18 protein-coding genes are annotated in these 20,356 nt (G+C 61.1%); 10 read left to right on the top strand and 8 right to left on the bottom strand.

The annotated features are described in order from the left end of the window. Nucleotides 1-3: 3 nt before the first annotated feature. Entirely contained in the window at nt 4-624 is a 621-nt protein-coding gene (locus tag OC445_RS01585; RefSeq protein WP_198790693.1) for a CDP-alcohol phosphatidyltransferase family protein, read from the bottom strand. A 433-nt stretch (nt 625-1,057) separates the two neighbouring features. Here OC445_RS01585 and OC445_RS01580 point away from each other — a divergent pair, with 433 nt between their 5' ends. The 9 genes from OC445_RS01580 (at nt 1,058) to cfaB (ending at nt 12,897) form a co-directional block, all read left to right on the top strand. Beyond that, the gene (locus OC445_RS01580) at nt 1,058-3,580 is read left to right on the top strand and encodes an RHS repeat-associated core domain-containing protein (protein ID WP_198790694.1); all 2,523 of its coding nucleotides are present in this window, start codon (nt 1,058-1,060) and stop codon (nt 3,578-3,580) included. Nucleotides 3,581-3,714: 134 nt separating this feature from the next. Continuing rightward, a complete protein-coding gene (hflK, locus tag OC445_RS01575; protein WP_198790718.1) occupies nt 3,715-5,640 on the top strand; it encodes a protease modulator HflK in 1,926 nt (641 codons plus the stop codon). A gap of 9 nt (nt 5,641-5,649) precedes the next feature. Continuing rightward, a complete protein-coding gene (hflC, locus tag OC445_RS01570) occupies nt 5,650-6,651 on the top strand; it encodes a protease modulator HflC (protein ID WP_161903768.1) in 1,002 nt (333 codons plus the stop codon). Next, nucleotides 6,648-7,682 (top strand): protease modulator HflK, encoded by a 1,035-nt coding sequence (hflK, locus tag OC445_RS01565; protein WP_003195796.1) that lies wholly within the window; start codon nt 6,648-6,650, stop codon nt 7,680-7,682. Before hflC ends, hflK (OC445_RS01565) begins: the two co-directional genes overlap by 4 nt. Beyond that, nucleotides 7,679-9,565, top strand: coding sequence for a cation-translocating P-type ATPase (locus OC445_RS01560; protein ID WP_054896095.1), 1,887 nt, complete (start codon nt 7,679-7,681; stop codon nt 9,563-9,565). The genes hflK (OC445_RS01565) and OC445_RS01560 overlap by 4 nt, the downstream gene beginning before the upstream one ends. Before the next feature lie 116 nt (nt 9,566-9,681). Then, nucleotides 9,682-9,933: a membrane protein gene (locus OC445_RS01555; protein WP_003195792.1), complete on the top strand. Its 252-nt coding sequence runs from the start codon at nt 9,682-9,684 to the stop codon at nt 9,931-9,933. A gap of 67 nt (nt 9,934-10,000) precedes the next feature. Beyond that, a complete protein-coding gene (locus OC445_RS01550) occupies nt 10,001-10,846 on the top strand; it encodes a DUF692 domain-containing protein (protein ID WP_054896094.1) in 846 nt (281 codons plus the stop codon). Further along, entirely contained in the window at nt 10,837-11,625 is a 789-nt protein-coding gene (locus OC445_RS01545) for a DNA-binding domain-containing protein (RefSeq protein ID WP_198790695.1), read from the top strand. The genes OC445_RS01550 and OC445_RS01545 overlap by 10 nt, the downstream gene beginning before the upstream one ends. A gap of 87 nt (nt 11,626-11,712) precedes the next feature. Continuing rightward, entirely contained in the window at nt 11,713-12,897 is a 1,185-nt protein-coding gene (gene cfaB / locus OC445_RS01540; protein WP_014720571.1) for a C17 cyclopropane fatty acid synthase CfaB, read from the top strand. A 134-nt stretch (nt 12,898-13,031) separates the two neighbouring features. On the opposite strand, the gene cls is transcribed toward cfaB, so the two are convergent. Next, the gene (cls, locus tag OC445_RS01535; RefSeq protein WP_034129166.1) at nt 13,032-14,471 is read right to left on the bottom strand and encodes a cardiolipin synthase; all 1,440 of its coding nucleotides are present in this window, start codon (nt 14,469-14,471) and stop codon (nt 13,032-13,034) included. Nucleotides 14,472-14,601: 130 nt separating this feature from the next. Between cls and OC445_RS01530 the strand changes: the two genes are divergently transcribed. Beyond that, nucleotides 14,602-15,123 (top strand): DUF3617 domain-containing protein, encoded by a 522-nt coding sequence (locus OC445_RS01530; protein ID WP_014720569.1) that lies wholly within the window; start codon nt 14,602-14,604, stop codon nt 15,121-15,123. On the opposite strand, the gene OC445_RS01525 is transcribed toward OC445_RS01530, so the two are convergent. Genes OC445_RS01525 through folE2 form a run of 6 tightly spaced genes read right to left on the bottom strand, consistent with a single transcriptional unit; the run spans nt 15,120 to nt 20,328 of the window. Beyond that, nucleotides 15,120-16,457, bottom strand: a complete 1,338-nt coding sequence (locus tag OC445_RS01525; RefSeq protein ID WP_198790696.1) for a dihydroorotase — start codon at nt 16,455-16,457, stop codon at nt 15,120-15,122. The two genes, OC445_RS01530 and OC445_RS01525, sit on opposite strands and share 4 nt — an antisense overlap. Before the next feature lie 3 nt (nt 16,458-16,460). Continuing rightward, nucleotides 16,461-17,021, bottom strand: a complete 561-nt coding sequence (locus OC445_RS01520; RefSeq protein WP_054896090.1) for a DapH/DapD/GlmU-related protein — start codon at nt 17,019-17,021, stop codon at nt 16,461-16,463. Further along, nucleotides 17,018-17,896, bottom strand: coding sequence for a metal ABC transporter substrate-binding protein (locus OC445_RS01515; RefSeq protein ID WP_198790697.1), 879 nt, complete (start codon nt 17,894-17,896; stop codon nt 17,018-17,020). Before OC445_RS01515 ends, OC445_RS01520 begins: the two co-directional genes overlap by 4 nt. Before the next feature lie 9 nt (nt 17,897-17,905). Continuing rightward, nucleotides 17,906-18,772, bottom strand: a complete 867-nt coding sequence (locus tag OC445_RS01510; protein ID WP_054916968.1) for a metal ABC transporter permease — start codon at nt 18,770-18,772, stop codon at nt 17,906-17,908. Further along, the gene (locus OC445_RS01505; protein ID WP_054896087.1) at nt 18,773-19,441 is read right to left on the bottom strand and encodes a metal ABC transporter ATP-binding protein; all 669 of its coding nucleotides are present in this window, start codon (nt 19,439-19,441) and stop codon (nt 18,773-18,775) included. Further along, nucleotides 19,438-20,328, bottom strand: coding sequence for a GTP cyclohydrolase FolE2 (folE2, locus tag OC445_RS01500; RefSeq protein WP_054896086.1), 891 nt, complete (start codon nt 20,326-20,328; stop codon nt 19,438-19,440). Before folE2 ends, OC445_RS01505 begins: the two co-directional genes overlap by 4 nt. Between the last annotated feature and the right edge of the window lie 28 nt (nt 20,329-20,356).

Below are 20,356 nucleotides of genomic sequence, written 5' to 3'. Positions count from 1 at the left end.
ATCCTATGCAGAAGGGAGAGATTGTTGTTCTTTGAGGCCCTGACGCACCCGGTTGACCAAGGTATAGGCGAGCAGGGCGGCGACCAGCCAGATCACCGCCTCCACCCAACCGGCGCCGAGCCAGCCCAGCGCCACGCCCGTGGCCAGCACCCCGAGTACGAACGCCCGATCACTCTTGCCCATGGGCCCGTCATAACGGCGCGACGCGCCCACCATCGGCCCCAGCACTCCGGCGTATTCGCTGAATACCGCAAGCAGCGTCACCAGCAGCACCGGCGCCAGGCTCACATCGGGGATCAATGCAAAGGGCAGGATCAGCGCGCTGTCGGCGATCACATCGCACAATTCATTGAGGTAAGCACCGAGGCGCGACTGTTGGCCGAATTCCCGGGCCAGCATGCCATCGATGGCATTGAGCGCCATGCGCACAATCATCCACAGCGGGATCAGTGCAAACAGCCAGAGGTGTTGGGCAAAGCCCGCGATCAACAGCCCCACCAGCAGGGAAACAACCCCGGCCAGCACGGTGATCTGGTTGGCGGTGGTGCCGTTGTCATAAAGGCGCTGCACGAGAGGCCGCAGCAGGTTTTGAAAACGCGGTTTGAGTTGGTAGATGGAAATCATGGGGGGTGGCGCTTCCTTGTCCGTGAACCCGCGAAAAACTGACTGAAGTGTGCCGACTAATCGCAGCCGACACCAGTGATGGCTCGTGTTTATAGGGGATTAGTCACGCTCTTGAGCATAATCAATCACCGCTTGTGGGAGCGTCCTATGGGGCCTCAACAGCAGGTGATCGAGTTCGTGTCTATAGTTACATCTCTACACACGCAGAGGGTCGCAAATGTCTTCGACTTTGCACCGACAGACACCGACTCTGAGGGTGACAGACGCGCGTAGGTTGCAAGTAGCGGTCGTTGCGTATCACCGACAGACATTAGACGAGGCACTGCAGGCACGTACCGAAAGGTATTCGCGCGATGTCCTTGGTCGAGTGCATGCACAATGGGACACGCGATTGTGGGCAACGGGTGGTGAAACAGGGGAGCCCAACCAAGTTATGACCCATAGTCTGTCGGGCCAGCTGTTGCGTGTTGAAAGCGTAGATGCGGGCTGGCGTGTCAACCTTGTGGGCGACGCAGCTCAAACGCTGCATAGTTGGGATGGGCGGGGTACTGTCCGGCGGGTGTGCTATGACTCCCAAATACGTCAGGTTAGTGTGAGCGAAGAGTCAGCGACCACTCTCCAGACCTTCGTCGAGCGGCTGACGTACGGATCATCGACTGAAATGGGCAATCGTTGCGGTCGGCTGGTTCGGCATGACGATGGGGTCGGCAGCCAGGTTTTTGTCGATTACGGTTTGCTGGGGCACGTTGCAGGCCAGACTCAACAGTTTCTCAAGGCATTGGTACCCGCGGATTGGCCTGAGTCTTTGGATGAGCGCGACGCGTTATTGGAGACAGATCACCAAGGCGCGGCAATGCGGTATCTCACGCAATGGCATCACGATGCGTTGAATCAGTTGCTCCGCCAAACCGATGCGTTGGCGAATGTGCAGAGCCATTGCTACAACGTGGCGGGTGAACTGGTTCAATCCAGTCTGACTGAGGATGGAAAACCGGAGCAATTGCTGCTCAGCGCGGTCCGCTATAACGCTTGTGGTCAAGTCGAATCCCAGCTGGCGGGTAATGGTGTCATTTCCCGGCCCGGCTACGACGCCCGCAGTGGGCGACTATTACGACTGAACACAATCCGGCAGGATAAAGTACTCCAGGACCTACATTATCAGTGGGACCCCGTGGGTAACCTGCAATGCTTGGAGGACCGGGCACAACCAACCCAATGGTTTGATTCTCAACGAATTGTCCCCGTTAGCACTTATCGCTACGACACGCTTTACCATTTGATTGAGGCCACCGGACGGGAAAGCGTCCTGGCCGGCATTCAGCCTGGCCTGCCCGGTGTTGTACTACCGGGAGGAGGTGACGCGAGTCGGTTGCGTAACTACACGCAGGTTTATACCTATGACCTCGGCGGAAATCTAATCACGCTCAAGCATGGCAGCGAACCCTTGCGCATGATGAAGACAGCCGAGCGTAGTAATCGAAGCATGTACATGGCCGATGAGATGAATCCACCGGATTTAGCCAATGGGTTTGATGCAAACGGCAATTTGTTGATGTTGGACGGCGCGCAGAGGATGACATGGGACGCCCGTAATCAATTGCACCAAGTCACCCAGGTGCTGCGCAAGGCGGGGCCTGCGGATAACGAACGGTATTTCTACCATGGCACTGGGCAGCGTGGACGCAAGGTACGAGTGTGGCAGGCAAAGTCTGTTGAGCATGTGGCCCAGGTCATGTATCTGCCGGGTTTGGAGATACACAGCGATACGGCGACGGGAGAAGTCCTGCATGTCATCAGCGTGGCGGTAGGGCGCAGTCAAGTTCGACGGTTAAACTGGCGAGCGAACGGTCGCAAGAGACCACCTGTCCCACAGTGGCGCTACAACGTTGATGACCATCTGGGCAGCGTTGCGTTGGAACTCGATGAATATGGCGACGTGATCAGTCATGAGGGGTATTACCCCTTCGGTGGTACGGCGTGGTGGGCGGTCAGAAGTCAGACTCATGTTAATGGCAAGACCATCCGTTATTCAGGCCAAGAGCGGGATGCGACCGGATTGTACTATTACGGTTCGCGTTACTATGCGCCATGGCTGATGCGCTGGATCAACCCGGATCCCTCGGGCGAAATCGATGGGCTGAATCTGTATCGAATGGTCCGAAATAATCCGCTCCGGTATCGAGACCACGATGGCAGGGCTCCGGAAGTCGCCGACGACTATTCGGATAATTCCTCCAGTGCCCATGTTCCGGCTTATCGACAGAATCCAGAGACATTCCGGCGTCGTGACGTGGATGCTCACGTCGCCGCCGAGCGCCGGGACGCCGTGGAGAGGAGCATGACTCACCGTATGTATGGCGAGCACCGCGTTGAGTCTACTTACACGTCTGCTTCAATCCCAGGCAGGTATCGGTTCAGAAACGAATTCTTGCCCGGCCGCTGGCGCTTGATGGAAAACTACCGTGCGCCAGTAGAGGGGCCCAATGCTACCGACGTTACCTGGCATCAGTATGAAATGATTTCAAGGCATAACAATTTTTACGGTGTTTTACCGCAAGCCATTGTGCGCTGGAACGTTCAAAACAATGAGGCTCTGCTTGCTACGCAGCAGCAGGAAGGCATGCTGGAGCGGTTTTTGGCCAGTGAGGGCAATGGCCGTTCAACTCAGAGAATCATGACTGCTTTCGGCCTGCGTGCTACGGGTATCACGCGACAGGAAGTTTACGATTATCAACTGGGGGCGGACGTTGACATCATAGAGGTTCATGTCGAGCCTCAGCCTGTTCTCGAACCCGCTCCGATGGTTAGGAGCCCGTCCCTGGAGGCTTTGACTCGAGCAGTAGAGCGAGACTTGCGCCGTGCGGCGCGCAACCCTGTCTCACGGGTTGCCCATCGTGTTTGGCGAAACATGCGTAGAGTCATTCAAGGTAGCAGTGCCCGACGTGCCCTGAGGTAACTCTGTGAAGGCCGGACAGCCGACGGATATTTTGCGAGTGCTCCTCGATCTAAATGTGCGAACGGGGTTGAGAACAAAAATTTCACGCTTCGTGTTATATCGTAACGAATTGTGTGCAAATGGGCGTTGAGCAGATGCAAGTGGATCTAGAGGCTGACGGGTCTTCGGTTGAAGGCCTCGCGCGTTTTCAGCAGGGGCTGTTCCACGCCCGTCGATTGCGCCAGGCCGGTATAGGCCTGACAACCCTGGCTCTCAGTGGTTGGATATTGGCGCTGTTCGTAGCGTTGTTTGCACCCGTGTCGATCTGGCCGGTGGTATTGATCAATTGCGCGTCGGCCCTGCTGCTGCTGGTGGCCGGCTTGCAGTCGGCCTGGTGGGTGGCCGATTGGCGTGCCCAGGCGCTGGAAGCGCCGAGCGGTGAAGCGGTCGAACAATCCATCGAGCCTACACCCTGGCATAGGGGCCTGATCAACCGGTTTGGCAACGGCCTGTTGGCGCAGATTGGCGCACCGGTGCTGTGGTTGGGCGGCTGGTCGTTGCTGGCGCTGGTCAGCATCCTGCAGTTCTGGAACCTGGGCTTGCCCGCTGCTGCCATCGGGCAATCGGCAAGTATTGGCGCAGCGCTCGCTTTGGCTCTGGCGTTTGGCCTGCTGGTATTCGAACGCCGCCTGGGCCAGGAAACCGCTGCCCAATGGCCGGAAGCCTCACAGTTGGCGCAATTGAGCCGGATGGCAATTATCTGCCTGGTGCTCAGCGCGATCTGCCTGCTGTTTGCCAATGCGGAGTCGGTCTGGCCGCTGCGCCTGGCCACCTTCATCGGGCTCCTGCCGGCGCTGGTAGCGCTGGAATTCCTGCTCAGGGGCGTGCTCTCGTTGTTCAGCCCGCGCCAGCCGCGCCTCGAACCGCGCTTGATGGCGCAGAGTTTTATTGCCGGCCTGCTGCGTTGGCCGCCGCAGCCGTTGCTGGCGTTGCAGCATGAATTGCACAACCGCTTTGGCATCGACCTGCGCCAAATCTGGGCCTTTACCTATATGCGCCGAGCTTTTTTCCCGGTGCTGCTGGTGGTGCTGGCAGTAGGTTGGGCGCTGACCGGTGTGCATGAAGTGCCCCTGCAAGGCCGTGGGATTTATGAGCGTTTTGGTAAACCGGTCGAGGTGTTCGGCCCCGGGCTGCATGCGGGTTTGCCGTGGCCGTTGGGCCGCGTACTGAATGTTGAAAACGGCGTGGTGCATGAGCTGGCGACCAGCGTCAGTGACGCCGCCACACCGCAGTTGGCCGCAGCCGAAGGCCCGGCGCCGTTGATCGCCAACCGCCTGTGGGACGCCAGCCATGTGAATGACAAATCCCAGGTTATTGCCAGCAGCAGCGGCGACAAGCAGGGCTTCCAGATAGTCAATATGGACGTGCGCTTTGTCTACCGCATCGGCCTCACCGATCAGGCCGCGCTTGCCGCCACCTACAACAGCGCGGATATCCCGACCCTGATCCGCAGCACCGCCAGCCGCATCCTGGTGCACGATTTTGCCTCGCGCACCCTGGATGAATTGCTCGGGGAGGAGCGCACCAGCCTCGCGGACGAGATTGGCCGCAGCGTGCAAGCCGACCTGCAAACCCTCGACAGCGGTGTGGAAATCCTCGCCACGGTGGTCGAGGCGATCCATCCGCCGGCCGGGGCCGCCAACGCTTATCACGGTGTGCAAGCCGCGCAGATTGGCGCCCAGGCGCTGATCGCCCGTGAACGCGGTGCCGCCAGCGAACAGACCAACCAGGCGCTGCTTCAAGCCAGTACCGCCCGCGATCAGGCCCAGGCCAGTGCCCGCGAGGTGAATGCCGGTGCCCAAGCAGCGAACCTGCGCTTTGCCGCCGAACAAAAAGCCTACGCCGCTGCGGGCCAAGCCTTCGTGCTGGAACAGTACCTGGGCCAACTGAGCCAGGGCCTGGCTCAGGCCAAGCTGCTTATTCTGGATCATCGTTTGGGTGCCGACAGTGCGCCGACGATCGATCTACGTTCTTTTACCTTGCCCGCCGACCCGTCGGTGCCGCGCAAAGCCGTTCAATAAGGAGTTCGTCTGTTGAGCGCTCATTCCCACGATCATGATCACGGTCATCACCACCATCACGGCCACCACCATCACCATCACGGCGATGAGCAGGCGGCCGGGCCTTTTCCCTGGCGGCGCATGGCGTGGGCGGTGTTGCTGGTGCTGTTTGCCGTGGCAGCGGCGAGCCTGGTGCAAGTGCGTTCCGGCGAGGCCACGGTGATTACCCGCTTCGGCAACCCCGCGCGCGTGCTGCTGGAGCCGGGCCTGGGCTGGCGCTGGCCGGCACCGTTCGAAGCGGCGATCCCGGTGGACCTGCGCCTGCGCACCACGTCCAGCGGCTTGCAGGATGTGGGCACCCGCGATGGCTTGCGGATTATTGTGCAGGCCTATGTGGCGTGGCAGGTGCAGGGCGATGCCGACAACGTGCAGCGCTTTATGCGTGCAGTGCAGAACCAGCCGGACGAGGCGGCGCGGCAGATTCGTACCTTTGTCGGCTCGGCGCTAGAAACCACGGCGGCCAGTTTTGACCTCTCCAGCTTGATCAATACCGACGCCAGCCAAGTGCGCATTGCCGATTTTGAAGCGCAGTTGCGCCAGCAGATTGATCAACAATTGCTCACCACCTATGGTGTGCGCGTGGCGCAGGTCGGTATCGAGCGCTTGACGTTGCCGTCGGTGACCCTCACCGCCACGGTTGACCGCATGCGCGCCGAGCGTGAAACCATCGCCACCGAACGCACCGCCGTGGGCAAGCGCGAAGCGGCGCAGATCCGCTCCGCTGCCGAGCGTGATGCGCGCATCATGCAGGCCGATGCCACTGTGAAAGCCGCCGACATCGAAGCGCAGTCGCGGGTTGAAGCTGCGCAGATTTATGGCCGCGCCTACGCTGGCAATCCGCAACTGTACAACCTGCTGCGCTCGCTGGATACCTTGGGCACGGTGGTCACGCCGGGGACCAAGATCATCCTGCGCACCGACGCCGCGCCGTTTCGCGCACTGGTGGATGGGCCGAAGGACCTGCAGCCATGAGCGAGCCTGAAAGCCCGGACAGCCCGTGGATCCAGGCCGGGCGCCTGACGTTCCTGGCACTGTACGCGGTCACTGTATTGGCGGCGTTGGCCTGGGCCTTTTCCAATGTGCGCCAGATCGACCCGCAGAATCGCGCCGTGGTCCTGCATTTTGGCGCCCTCGATCGCATTCAGAACGCCGGATTGTTGCTGGCTTGGCCGCAGCCTTTCGAACAAGTCGTCCTGCTGCCAGCGGCCGACCGGGTGATCGAACGGCGGGTGGAAAACCTGCTGCGTTCCGATGCGGCGCTGCAGGCCGATCGCGTGGCCAGTTTCGCCACCCCCTTGAGCGATGCCCTGGCCGGCTCCGGCTACCTGCTGACCGGCGATGCCGGGGTGGTGCAGTTGGACGTGCGGGTGTTCTACAAGGTGACCGAACCCTACGCCTTTGTGTTGCAGGGCGACCACGTGCTGCCGGCCCTGGATCGGCTGGTGACACGCAGCGCCGTGGCCCTCACCGCTGCGCGGGATCTGGACACCATCCTGGTAGCCCGCCCGGAACTGATCGGCAGCGACAATGGCGCCGCCGAACGGCGTGAGCGGCTGCGCGGCGACCTGGTGCAAGGCATCAACAAACGCCTGGCGGAGTTGGCGGCCAGCGGCTTGGGGCTGGGTATCGAAGCCACCCGCGTCGATGTGCAATCGAGCCTGCCTGGGCCTGCGGTGAATGCGTTCAACGCGGTACTGACCGCCAGCCAGCAAGCCGATAAAGCCGTGGCCAACGCCCGCACTGAAGCGGAAAAACTCACCCAGACCGCCAACCAGGAAGCTGATCGCCAGGTGCAAGTCGCCCATGCCCAGGCCAGTGAGCGCTTGGCCAATGCCCAGGCGCAGACCGCTACCGTTGCCAGCCTCGCCCAGGTCAAAGACCCCGGTTTGCTGTTGCGCCTGTACCGTGAGCGCTTGCCGAAGATTCTCGGCCAGGCCGGTTCCGTGACCACCGTCGATCCCAAAGACGACTCCCGTTTGATCATCCAGGGAGCCGAGCAATGAGCGCACCCATGCTGACCTCAGCCGAGCAGCGCAGCGCTGCCCGGCAATTGACCTTGGCGATGCTCGCCCTGGGCTTGCTCGTGCTGGGCCTGGTGTGGCGCTGGCTCGCGCCCGACCAGAGCGGCGTCAGCCAGCTGCTGCTTGGCGTGGCATCCCTGTTGGTGGCGGTGCCGGTGATGCGTTCGGCCTGGTACAGCCTGCGCTTTCCGAGCCTGCACGGCATCACCGACCAATTGATCGCCCTGGCCATGCTCGGCGCCTGGGCCACCGGTGATCTGCTCACCGCCGCGTTGCTGCCGATCATCATGATCTTTGGCCATGTGCTGGAAGAGCGCAGCGTGATTGGCTCCCAGGAAGCGATCCATGCCCTGGGCAAACTCACCCGCAGCCACGCCCGCCTGGTGCAGGCGGACGGCAGCATCACCGAAGTGGATAACGGCACCTTGAACACCGGCGATATCGTCGAAGTGCGTGCCGGTGACCGCGTGCCGGCCGATGGCGTGGTGTTGTCCGGCCAGGCGAGCCTGGACACGGCGCCGATCACCGGCGAGTCGGTGCCGTTGGAAGCCAGCGTGGGCGTGCAGGTGTTTGGTGGGGCGATCAACCTCGATGGCCTGCTGCGCCTTGAGGTCACGCGTACCGGCAACGAATCGACGTTGGGCAAAGTCATTGCGCTGATGCAGAACGCCGAGCGTTCCAAGCCGCCGATCACCCGGCTGCTGGAGCGCTACGCCGGCAGCTATATGGTGTTGGTGCTGTTGCTGGCGGCGGTCACCTGGTTTGTCACCAACGATGCGCAGGCGATGCTGGCGGTGTTGGTGGCGGCGTGTCCGTGCGCTTTGGTGCTGTCGGCGCCGGCCACCGCTATTGCGGGGATCGCCGTGGCGGCGCGCCATGGCATTCTGATTCGCAGCTCGGCGTTCCTGGAAGAACTGGCCGACCTGACATCACTGGTGGTCGACAAGACCGGCACCCTGACCTTTGGCACCCTGCGTTTGCAGTCCATCGAGACCGCCGCGCCGGATCGCCAAGCGCTGCTGAACCTGGCGGCCAGCCTCGGTTCGGCAAGCAGTCATCCGGTCAGCCGAGCGTTGGCGGGGTTGGCGACCCAGGAGCAGATGCTGGTGCTTAGCGACATCCGCGAGCGTCAGGGCCTGGGCGTGGTCGCCCAGACCGAGCAGGGCGAAGCGGCGCTGGGACGGCCGGAGTTGTTTGAACAGTTGGGCATCGTCACCACCGCCGTGCCCACCCATGATGGCCCGATTGCCGGGCTGGCGTTGAACGGCGAGTTCCTCGCCTGGCTGCTGTTGGCCGACAGCGTCAAACCCGAAGCGCGCCAGGCCCTGCAAGAGCTGCGTGACTTGGGCCTGGGCCGCCAACTGCTGCTGACCGGCGACCGCCAAAGCGTGGCCGACAGCCTGGCGCTGGACGTGGGCATCAGTGATGTCGAAGCCCAAGCGCTGCCGGAAGACAAGCTCAACCGCGTGCTGGGCGAAATCAGCAGTGGTTTCAGGCCAATGGTGGTGGGCGACGGCATCAACGACTCCCTGGCGCTCAAGGCCGGCGTGGTCGGCGTGGCCATGGGCGCGGGCGGTGCGGACATCGCCCTGGCCTCGGCGGACGTGGTGTTGATCGGCAGCGACTTGCGCCGCCTGGGCACCTGTGTGCGCTTGAGTCGCCAGTGTCGGCAGACGTTGCAGGTCAATGTGATCATTGGCTTGGGCTGGACACTGGCCATTGTGGTGTTCGCCGCATTTGGCTGGCTGGGGGCGGCGGGCGCGATGATCGCGGCGGTGCTGCATAACCTCAGCACCTTGCTGGTATTGGGGAACGCCGGGCGTTTACTGCGCTTCCAGGAGCCGCTGTTGAAACTCGACGAATAATTTCAGAAATATTTGCTCACGGCTGTAACGCCGACAGGAGGCCTCACTCTAGTGCTGTGTCGAGACTGAACAATCCGTTCGGACCGGCTCCACTACTGATCATGAGGAATACAACAATGAGCATTAAATCCGCTGCTGCTGGTGCCGCCCTCGCAATGGCCGCTGCTTCTCTGTTCGCGGGTGTGGCCACCCAGGTACAAGCGGCAGACGCCACCGTTCACTGCTACGGCGTGACCTCCTGCAAAGGTATGAACGACTGCAAAACCAAGGACCACGCGTGCAAGGGCCAGGGCGAGTGTAAAGGGATGGGCTTCAAGGCCATGACCAAATCGGCCTGCGACGCTGCTGGCGGTAAAGTCGGCGAGTAACCGGCAAACAAGTGCAACCGCGGCGGCTGCCTGCTACCGCTGCGGACACTTTGCCCTGGAGTGAGTCATGTCCGCGTCCCTTCCAAGTCTGGGTTACGGCCTGGGTTTACGCAGTGAGTACTACCACCAGATCCTAGAACAGTCGCCGGCCGTGGATTGGTTCGAAGTGATCTCCGAGAATTACCTGGTACAGGGCGGCAAGGCCTTGTACTACCTGGATGCGATAGCCGAACGTTACCCCTTGGTGATGCACGGTGTGTCGTTGTCCATCGGCGGGCCACATGCCCTCGATACGGATTACCTGAACCACATCAAACAGCTCGCAGAGCGCATTCAGCCGGCGTGGATTTCCGATCACCTGTGCTGGAGCCGCGGCAGCGCGCATCAGTTACATGATTTGTTACCCCTGCCTTACACCGAAGAAAGCCTCTACCACGTGGCCGGCCGCGTGCGTCAGGTGCAGGACGTGTTGCAGCGCCCGCTGGTGCTGGAAAATGTCTCAAGCTACGTGCGTTCCAAGGCGGATGAATTCACCGAGTGGGAGTTCCTCAACGCCTTGGCCCACCTGAGCGGATGCCAGTTGCTGCTGGACGTCAACAACGTCTACGTCAGCGCACGCAACCATGGCTTTGATGCCTGGACGTTCATTCGTAACCTGCCAGCCGAAAGCATTCGCCAACTACACTTGGCGGGGCATATGGATTATGGCGACTATGTGGTCGATACCCATGACCATCCAGTGTGCGACCCGGTGTGGGCGCTTTATCAGCAAACTTTGGAGCATTTGGGCCCGGTGTCGACCTTGTTGGAACGCGATGACCATTTTCCGCCCTTCGAAGAGTTGCTCACCGAGTTGAACAAAGCCCGTGAGTTGGGTGCCAGCGCCTTGGCCCGGAGAGCGTTATGCGCCTGATCGACTGGCAGTTGGCGTTTGAACAGCATCTATTATCCGAAGCGCCCGCGGCCAGCAGTGGCTTTGCCGCCACCTTGCTGGGAGGGCCGACATTGGATGTGGACACCGGCCTGGCGATTTACCACAACGCTTACCTGTCGCGTCTGCAAGAGGTACTGCGCCATGACTTCGGTGCCATCTGGTATTGGCTGGGAGATGAGCAGTTTTGCTCACTGACCGAGGCCTACATCCGCCGTTATCCGTCGGCCCATTACAGCGTGCGCTGGTTGGGCGAGCGCTTTGCGATGTTTATCGTTGAGCATTTGATGGCTGCGCAAAGTGCGCCTTTGGCTGAGTTGGCACGCCTGGAGTGGGCGTTCACCTTGGCGTTTGACGCCGCCGAAGGGGAGCCGCTGACCTTGAATGACATGGCGCATTTGGAGCCTGAAGACTGGCCCACCTTGCAGGTTGCGCTGACGCCTTCGGTGCAGCAGCTGCTTTGCCGTTTCAACACGGTGGCGATCTGGCGAGCCAGCAAGGATGAGTCGGATTTCCCCGGCAGCCAGGCGCTGGAACCGGCGCAAATCTGCCTGGTGTGGCGCAACCAGAACCGCTGCCACTACCGCAGCCTGGAAGCCGCTGAAGCCTGTGCGCTGTCGGGCATGGTGACCATGGGCTGGAACTTTTCAGAACTGTGTATTGAGCTGGCGGTCACTTATTCAGAGGGGGCGTCGCTGCAAGCGGCCACTTGGCTGAAACAGTGGGTCCAGGAAGGTTTGCTCGAGCGCCGAGCGCCATAGAAGGGGGGCTATTCATTCGATAGCTTCCTACTTTGTTTGGCATGGTCTACCCTCACAGCAGACGTCTGAAACAAGGGGGGACTACTCATGCTCGCGCAACTTCCACCGGCCTTACAGAATCTTCAGCTACCGCTGCGTCTTCGACTCTGGGACGGCCATGAATTCAACTTGGGCCCTGAGCCCAGCGTCACCATCGTGGTCAAGGACCCCACGGTTGTATCCAGGCTGACCCATCCAACGCTCGACTCACTGGGCGAAGCCTTCGTCGAGGGCAAGCTGGAGCTGGAAGGCTCCATCACCGAAGTGATCAGGGTATGTGACGAGTTGAGTCACGCCTTGGTCGATGACGACGAGGAGAGTCGCCCGGTACGCTCGATTCACGACAAGGCCACCGACGCGGCGGCCATTTCCTACCATTACGACCTGTCCAACGAGTTCTACCAGCTATGGCTGGACCAGGACATGGCCTACTCTTGCGGTTATTTCGAAACCGGCAGCGAGTCGATCGACCAGGCCCAACAAGACAAATTCCGCCACCTGTGCCGCAAGTTGCGGCTGCAGCCGGGTGAATATCTGCTGGATGTGGGCTGCGGCTGGGGCGGGCTGGCGCGCTATGCCGCGCGGGAGTTCGGGGTCAAGGTGTTCGGCATCACCTTGAGCAAGGAACAACTGGCGCTGGCCAAGGAGCGGGTGAAAGCCGAAGGCCTGGAAGACCAGGTCGACCTGCAATTACTCGACTACCGCGACCTGCCCCAGGACGGCCGTTTCGACAAAGTGGTGAGCGTGGGCATGTTCGAACACGTCGGCCACGCCAACCTGGCGCAGTACTGCCGGACCCTGTTCGGCGCAGTGCGTGAAGGTGGTCTGGTGATGAACCATGGCATTACCGCCAAGCACACCGATGGCCGCCCCGTAGGCCGAGGCGCCGGCGAGTTTATCGAGCGCTACGTGTTCCCTAACGGCGAACTGCCGCACCTGGCCATGATGACCGCCGAGATCAGTGAAGCAGGGCTGGAAGTGGTCGATGTCGAAAGCCTGCGTATGCATTACGCCCGCACATTGGACCATTGGAGCGAACGTCTGGAAGACAACCTGGAAGCAGCGGCGAAGATGGTACCGGAACAGGCGCTACGCATCTGGCGGCTGTACCTGGCTGGCTGCGCTTATGCGTTTGCCCGAGGCTGGATCAATCTGCACCAGATACTGGCAGTGAAACCCCATGCCGATGGCGGGCATGAACTGCCGTGGACGCGGGAAGACCTCTACCGCTGATCACGCTCAAAACCGTAGGAGCGAGCTTGCTCGCGAAAAACGTCAACGATAACGCGTACTAGCTGAATGAACGCGGCGCCTGTGAGTTTTTCGCGAGCAAGCTCGCTCCTACATTATTGGTTGTGTGTTGGCGGTTAGAGGATGGGTGAGATCAAGCGCGCAATGCGCATCCCCAGTTGTTGCAGGCGACGGGTCTCGCGGCTTTCTTCCTGACTGACTTCATGGGCCAGGGCAAAGTCGTCCAGCAGCATCTGCTCAACCTGGCTGGCGAAGGCTTCATCCACCGTCAGCAGCATCACTTCAAAATTCAGCCGGAACGAACGGTTGTCCATGTTGGCACTGCCAATTGCGCTGATTTCGCTGTCCACCAACACCACCTTTTGATGCAAAAAGCCCGGCGTGTAGCGAAACACCCGCACGCCCGCTCGCACCGCTTCGTTGGCATACAGGCTGGACGCGGCATATACGATGCGGTGGTCGGGCCGTGACGGCAGCAGCAGGCGCACATCGACTCCGCGCAATACCGCCAGGCGCAGGGCGGCAAATACCGCCTCGTCGGGGATGAAGTAGGGGCTGGTGATCCACACGCGCTCGGTCGCCGCATGGATGGCCTCGACGAAAAACAGCGAGCAGGTTTCATAAGGGTCCGCTGGCCCACTGGCGAGCAACTGGCAGAGCACGCCGTCTTCCGGGTAGGCATCCGGCAGGATCAGCGGCGGCAGTTCCCGTGCGGCCCAGAACCAGTCCTCGGCAAACGACTCCTGCAGGCAAGCCACCACCGGGCCTGTGACCTGCACATGGGTATCGCGCCATGGCGCCAGGGGCGGTTTTTTACCCAGGTATTCATCGCCTACGTTATGCCCGCCGACAAAACCGGTGATGCCGTCCACCACGACGATCTTGCGATGGTTACGGAAGTTGACCTGGAAGCGATTGAGCCAGCCACTGCGGGTGGCGAATGCCTTGACCTGCACGCCTGCCTCACGCAGCGCTTGCACATAACGATGGGGCAGGGCGTGGCTGCCGATGCGGTCGTACAGGACGTAAATGGCCACGCCCTGAGCGGCTTTTTCCTTCAACAGGGCCTGCAATTGGCGGCCCAGTTCATCATCGTGAATGATGAAAAACTGGAACAGCACGGCGGTCTTTGCGTTACGAATAGCCTCGAAGATCGCGCCGAAGGTGGCATCGCCATTGATCAACAGGCGCACTTCGTTGTTGGCCAGGCAGGGCATGCGGCCCAGCTTGGGCATGGCGCGCAAGGAGGCGTAGGCGCTGGAGTTGCGCGCCGCAAGCGCTTCCTCAACCCACGGGCGCCAGTTCAGTTCGGTGATGGCCGTGTGCATTTCCTGGTTGGCCTGGCGACGGGCCTGGATGTACGCGTCGAAGGTGCTGCGGCCAAAAATCAGGTAGGGGATCAGCGTCAGGTAGGGCATGAACATCAGTGACAATGCCCAGGCAATCGAGCCTTGTGCGGTGCGCACGGTCAGTACTGCGTGGATCGCGGCGAGCGTTCCGAGAAAGTGCAGCGTGGCAATGACGTAGGCGAGCAGGTGCGGGCCAAAGAAATCCATGAACGACGTAACTCCAGGCAGTCCAGTGCGTAACAGACCATGAACGGCTGTGAATGTCGCTATTTTATTTGCCATGCAACACTGGCTGCTTTGCGACGTCTAACGCCCACAATTACCCAGGAGTTACCCGATGAATGCTCGTCTGCTTGGTTTGGCCATGGTTGTTGGTTTGTCGCTGCCTGTGGCGGCGCAGGCGCAGATGCTGGCGCCGGGCTTGTGGGAATTGACCACCAGCAATATGAAAGTCGATAACCAGGACCTGCCGGACTTGTCGCTGATCCTCGGTCAACTCAAGCAACAGATGACCCCTGAACAGCGCGCCATGCTCGAAAAGCAAGGCATCAACATGGCCGGTAAAGGCGTACAGGTGTGCCTGACCCCGGCTCAGGTGGCCTCCGATTCGATCCCCCTGACCGACCCTCAATCGGGCTGCAAACAGGAAGTCACCGACAAGAGCGGCAACCAGTGGAAATTCCGTTTCAGTTGCCCGAAAGCCCAGGGCACTGGGGTGGCAACGTTCCAGAGCCAGAAAGAATTCACCACCAGCGTCAACGGTACCTTCAATGCCACCGGGATCCAGCAGAAGGGTAGCCTGGACAGCCACGCCCAGTGGCTGGGCAACGATTGCGGTTCGGTCAAACCCCGCGCTTAACGCCCAAACTGCAGGGGCAAGCCCTGGCAACTGTTGACCACCTGGCCGTTGTGCCAGGCCAGGTGGCCGCTGACCAGTGTTGTACTCACGCTGTGACGAAAGCTGCGCTCTGCAAAAGGTGTCCAGCCACAACGGGCGAGAATGGGTTGGCTGTTGACCGGCTTGCCGGCAGGCTCGGGTTTGATCAGCACCAGGTCGGCCCAGTAGCCTTCGCGCAGGTAGCCGCGATCAGCAATGGCAAACAGGTCGGCCACGCGGTGGCTGGTCTTGGCTACCAGAGTGGTCAGGGGTAAATGCCCGTCGGCCACCAACTCCAGCAACGCCGGCAGGGCATGCTGCACCAGGGGCAAGCCCGAGGGTGCTTGCCGATAGTCCAACTGTTTTTGCGCCCAGGTATGCGGCGCATGGTCGGTGCCAATCACATCCAGACGATCACTCAATAACGCCAGGCGCAGCGCGTCGCGGTCGGCGCGGGTCTTGATCGCCGGGTTGCATTTGATCTGGTGGCCGAGGCGGTGGTAATCGCGGTCATCGAACAGCAGGTGGTGCAGGCAGACTTCGGCGGTGATGTGCTTGTCGGCCAGGGGCTTGTCTTCGAACAGCGCGAGTTCGCGAGCGGTGGTCAGGTGCAACACATGCAGGCGCGTGCCATGGCGTTTGGCCAATTCCACGGCAAACGATGACGAGCGATAACAGGCCTCGGCATCACGGATCAGCGGGTGGGCGACGGCGGGAATATGCTCGCCGAAGCGTTCGCGCAGGCGCTGCTCGTTGGCCAATATGCTGGGCGTGTGTTCGCAGTGAGCGAGCAGGATGGTCGGCGCCTCGGCAAATAGGCGCTCCAGAACGCGTGGGTCGTCCACCAGCATATTGCCGGTGGAGGCGCCCATGAACACCTTGACCCCCGCCACTTGACGGGGGTCTAGGGTGGCGACGATGTCGAGGTTGTCGTTGCTCACGCCGAAATGAAAGCCGTAGTTGGCCACTGAATGCAGTGCGGCACGACGCTTTTTATCGGCAAGGGCTTCCAGGTTCAGGGTGGCCGGTTGGGTGTTGGGCATGTCCATGAAGCTGGTGATACCACCGGCCACCGCCGCGCGGGATTCGCTGTAGAAACTGCCTTTTTCCGGTGCGCCGGGTTCGCGAAAGTGCACCTGATCGTCGATCATCCCTGGCAGTAGCCACTGGCCGTTGGCATCGATTTCCACCGGTTCGTTATCGCCTTGAATGCTGGCGGCAATTTTCTCGATACGACCATTGGCGATCAGTACGTCGGCGTCGAATACCTGGCCCTCGTTGACCAGTCGGGCGTTGCGGATCAGCAGGCGGCTCATGGTTCAGAACTCGTTTTGCAGGGCTTTGTAGCCGCGCACCAGGTCGACGTTGGTGCGTGCCACATCCTCGGAAAACTCCGAGGCGCTGACACTCACCGGCGGGAATTGCGACAAGTCGGTGTTGGGGCCGATACGCGTGGTAGAGGGCACGTAGAAAGCGGTGGGCAGGTCACGGCCGTCGACCACCGAGTTGTGGCGCACCACGCACCCATCGCCCACGGCGCAATTGAACAGCACGCTGTTGAAGCCAATAAACACGCGGTTGCCCACTGTACAGGGGCCGTGGACGATGGAGCGGTGAGCGATGGAGGTGAATTCGCCGATGGTCACCGCTGCGCCGGACTTGGAGTGGATGACCACGCCGTCCTGGATGTTGGAGTTGGCGCCGATGGTGATCGGGTCCATGGCGCCGCTGGCATCCACTTCGTCGGCGCGGATCACGGCGTAAGGGCCGACGAACACGTTCTCACCGATGATAACTTTGCCGCAGATGATCGCGGTCTTGTCGACGTAGGCCGATTCGGCAATCACCGGCAGGTCGCCGGAAGGATTTTTGCGGATCATGGCTGGCTCAGTGCGGCGCACAGGGTGTTGAGGTTGTATTCGAACAGCCCGATAAAGGTGCTGGCCGGGCCTTCTGCAGCGAGAGCGTCGGAGTACAGCGTGCCGCCGATCTGTGCGCCGCTTTCGTCAGCAATCTGCTTGAGCAGGCGTGAGTCCTTGATGTTTTCCATGAACACGGCTTTGACCTTGTCCTTGCGAATCTGAGTGATCAGCGCGGCAACTTCAGCGGCCGAAGGGTCACGTTCGGTGGACAAGCCCTGGGGTGCGAGGAACTGGATGCCATAGGCTTGGCCCAGGTAACCGAAAGCGTCGTGGGAAGTGACGATGCGGCGGTTACCCGGTGGCAGGGCGCCGAACTTGGCCTTGGCCTCGTCCAGCAGGCTATGGATTTGCTTGAGGTAGGCCTGGCTGTTGCTCAGGTAGGCGGTCTCGTTGGCAGGGTCGGCGGCTACCAGCGCTTTGGTGATATTGCTCACATAAATTTCGGCGTTGGCCAGGTTGTGCCAGGCGTGCGGGTCGGGAATGGTTTCGCCATCCTCGTCCATGGTGTGGGAAATCACGCCTTTGCTGGCGGTGACCACCGTTGCTTTGGTTTCGGTGCTGGTAACCAGGCGGTCCAGCCACGGCTCGAAACCCAGGCCGTTCTTGATGATGACCTTGGCCTTGAGCAATGCCTTGGCGTCATCCGGCGTGGGTTCATAGGTATGGGCGTCGGCGTCCGGGCCGACCATGTTGCTGATCTGGATATGCTCGCCACCGATCTGGTGGGTGATGTCATTGAGAATACTGAAGCTGGTGACTACTTGGAGTTTGTCGGCGGCGTGGGCCATCGAAAGCGGCAGCAGCAGACTGAACAGCACGAGTAGAGCGCGCATCGGAACACCTCATTGGGATGTGAGCAAAGGCGGGCGGCGCAACAAACCGTGCACCGGACCGAACACCACGGACAACAAATACCCAGCGCCCGCCACCAGCACGATCGCCGGGCCGCTGGGCAGTGAGTAGTAGAACGACAGCAGCAGACCCAACCACACCGACAGGCAGCCCAGCAGCGCCGATACCGCAATCAGCACCGGCAGGCGTCGGCTCCAGAAGCGTGAGGCGATGGCCGGCAACATCATCAAGCCAACCACCATCAACGCGCCGATGGCCTGGAAACCGATCACCAGGTTCAGCACCACCAGGGTCAGGAACACGCCATGGGCGAGGGGGCCGAGGCGGCTGACGGTTTGCAGGAACAGCGGGTCGAGGGTGTCCAGCAGCAGCGGTTTGTAGATCAGCGCCATGGCGATCAGGCTGAAACCCGAGACCCATAGCATGCCGGTCAGTGTGGTTTGATCCACGGCCAAGGCGGAGCCGAACAGCAGGTGCAGCAGGTCCAGACGCTTGCCGGCAAGGCCCAGGATCAGCACGCCGGCGGCCAAAGAGATGGGGTAGATGGCGGCGAGGCTGGCGTCTTCGCGCAGGCCGGTGCGGCGAGTGATCCACGCGGCCAGGCCGGCCATGCTCAGGCCCGCACCCAGGCCGCCGAGGGTCAGCGCGGGCAGGCTCAGCCCGGCGAACCAGAAACCCAGGGCGGCGCCGGGCAGGATGCCGTGGGCCACCGCATCACCGATCAGGCTCATGCGCCGCAGGATCAGAAACACTCCTAGCGGCGCGGTGCTGCAAGCCAGTACCAAACCGCCGATGAGTGCGCGGCGCATAAAGACGAACTCATGAAACGGCATCCATAAGTGGGCAGTGAAGTGCATTCAGGCCACCTGCATCTGCGGTTGCGGGCGGATCAGCTCTTTGCTGGAGCCGAATACGCAGCCGGTGTTTTTGATCTGCAGTACGTGCTGGGTGTGGTGACGCACGGAGGCCAGGTCATGGCAGACGATCACCAAGGTGCGGCCTTCGTTGTGCCAAGCGTGGATGTGTTTCCAGCACAGCGCCTGACCGTCCTCATCGAGGGCTGCGTGAGGTTCGTCGAGCAGCAGGACGGATGCGTCGGCCAGGCTCATGCGTGCCAGCAGGGCGCGCTGCAATTCGCCTCCGGACAATGCCATCAACGGTCGGTGTTCCAAGCCAGTCAGGCACCAGTCTTCGAGTACCGCGTGCAGGCGTTGGCTGCGTTGTTGCGCGGTGTGTTGGGTGCCCCAGAAACCGGCAGCGACCAGCTCTTGCAGGCTGATGGGGAACTGGCGGTCCAAGTGTTGCTGCTGGGGCAGGAATGCCAGGCCGCCACGGCGTGGAACATCCACAATGACCTTTCCCGCCAGCGGCTTTTGCAGGCCGGCGATGACTTTGAGCAGGCTGCTCTTGCCTGTGCCATTGGCGCCGATGATGCCGGTGAGGCTGCCTTTTTCCAGGGTCAAATCCAGTGCCGGGGTGAGCGGTTGCCCAGGGGCACCCCAGCGCAAAGAGTTACAGGTGATCATGCAAAGTCTCTCGTCCAGCGGCTTTCAGCCACGGCATCGTGCGCGTGCAGGCTTTCGGCGTGGATCACTTTGAGGTGGAAGGCTTTGATGGCATCCGAGCGTTTCAAGGCGAGGTTCAGGCGGCGAGCGGCGTCTTCGCAGAACATCAGGTTCTGCCCGTTGGCCAGGGCGAAGGCTTGTTCGTCTGCGCGTTTCACCGCGGTTTGTACGGCGGTACCGAGCGCGGCTTCGGCAGCGTTGATCAAGTCGATTATCGGCAGGTCAGTACCTTGCAACTGAACGTGCAACTGCGCGCTGCTGCGTTGGCTATGGGGTGTGGCGACGATGCCGTTGGCACTGCCGAGCCAGGTCAGCAGCGCTTCGTGCTGCAACGGCGTGTTGGCGAAATCATCCACAAATTGCTGCTGAATCAACTGCCTGGCGAGGGCGGCGGAGCAAGGGCAGGTTGAGGAATAAGTAACGTCAATTTTTAGTTCCACGTGGAACATCTGGTTTTCCAGACGCGCTTCGATGCTCACCGGGTAGCTCTTCCAGCCGGCTAGCGGACTGACCAGGGCGGGTCGTTTAAGCAGCAACTGGGTGTTGATGCGCAAGTAAGCGTTCTTAGATAAACCTTCATGTGTGTCGAGAAAACGCTGCAGTACATTACGCAGCAGTGCAGGTGTCAGCGGGTGTTGATCGAGCATTTCCAGAGCCAGGTACAGGCGTGACATATGAATGCCACGGGCCGTGCCGTCGTCCAGGCTTACGCCCGCATCAGCGGTGGCGGCCAGGCGTTGACCGTCAATCTGGATCGGCAAGGCGATGCCGCACATCCCCACCCAGTCGAGTGGCAAGGCTTGGCGTGAAGCCTGCGCGGCGATATCCGGCAGAGTCAGCGCATTCATAAGCAGGTCCATCGTTGGAAATAATTCG

Source organism: Pseudomonas sp. Pse35, assembly GCF_024519715.1.
GTDB classification, from domain to species: domain Bacteria; phylum Pseudomonadota; class Gammaproteobacteria; order Pseudomonadales; family Pseudomonadaceae; genus Aquipseudomonas; species Aquipseudomonas paracarnis.
Note: the sequence above shows the minus strand (reverse complement) of the source record. Positions and strands in the feature narration are given on the sequence as shown.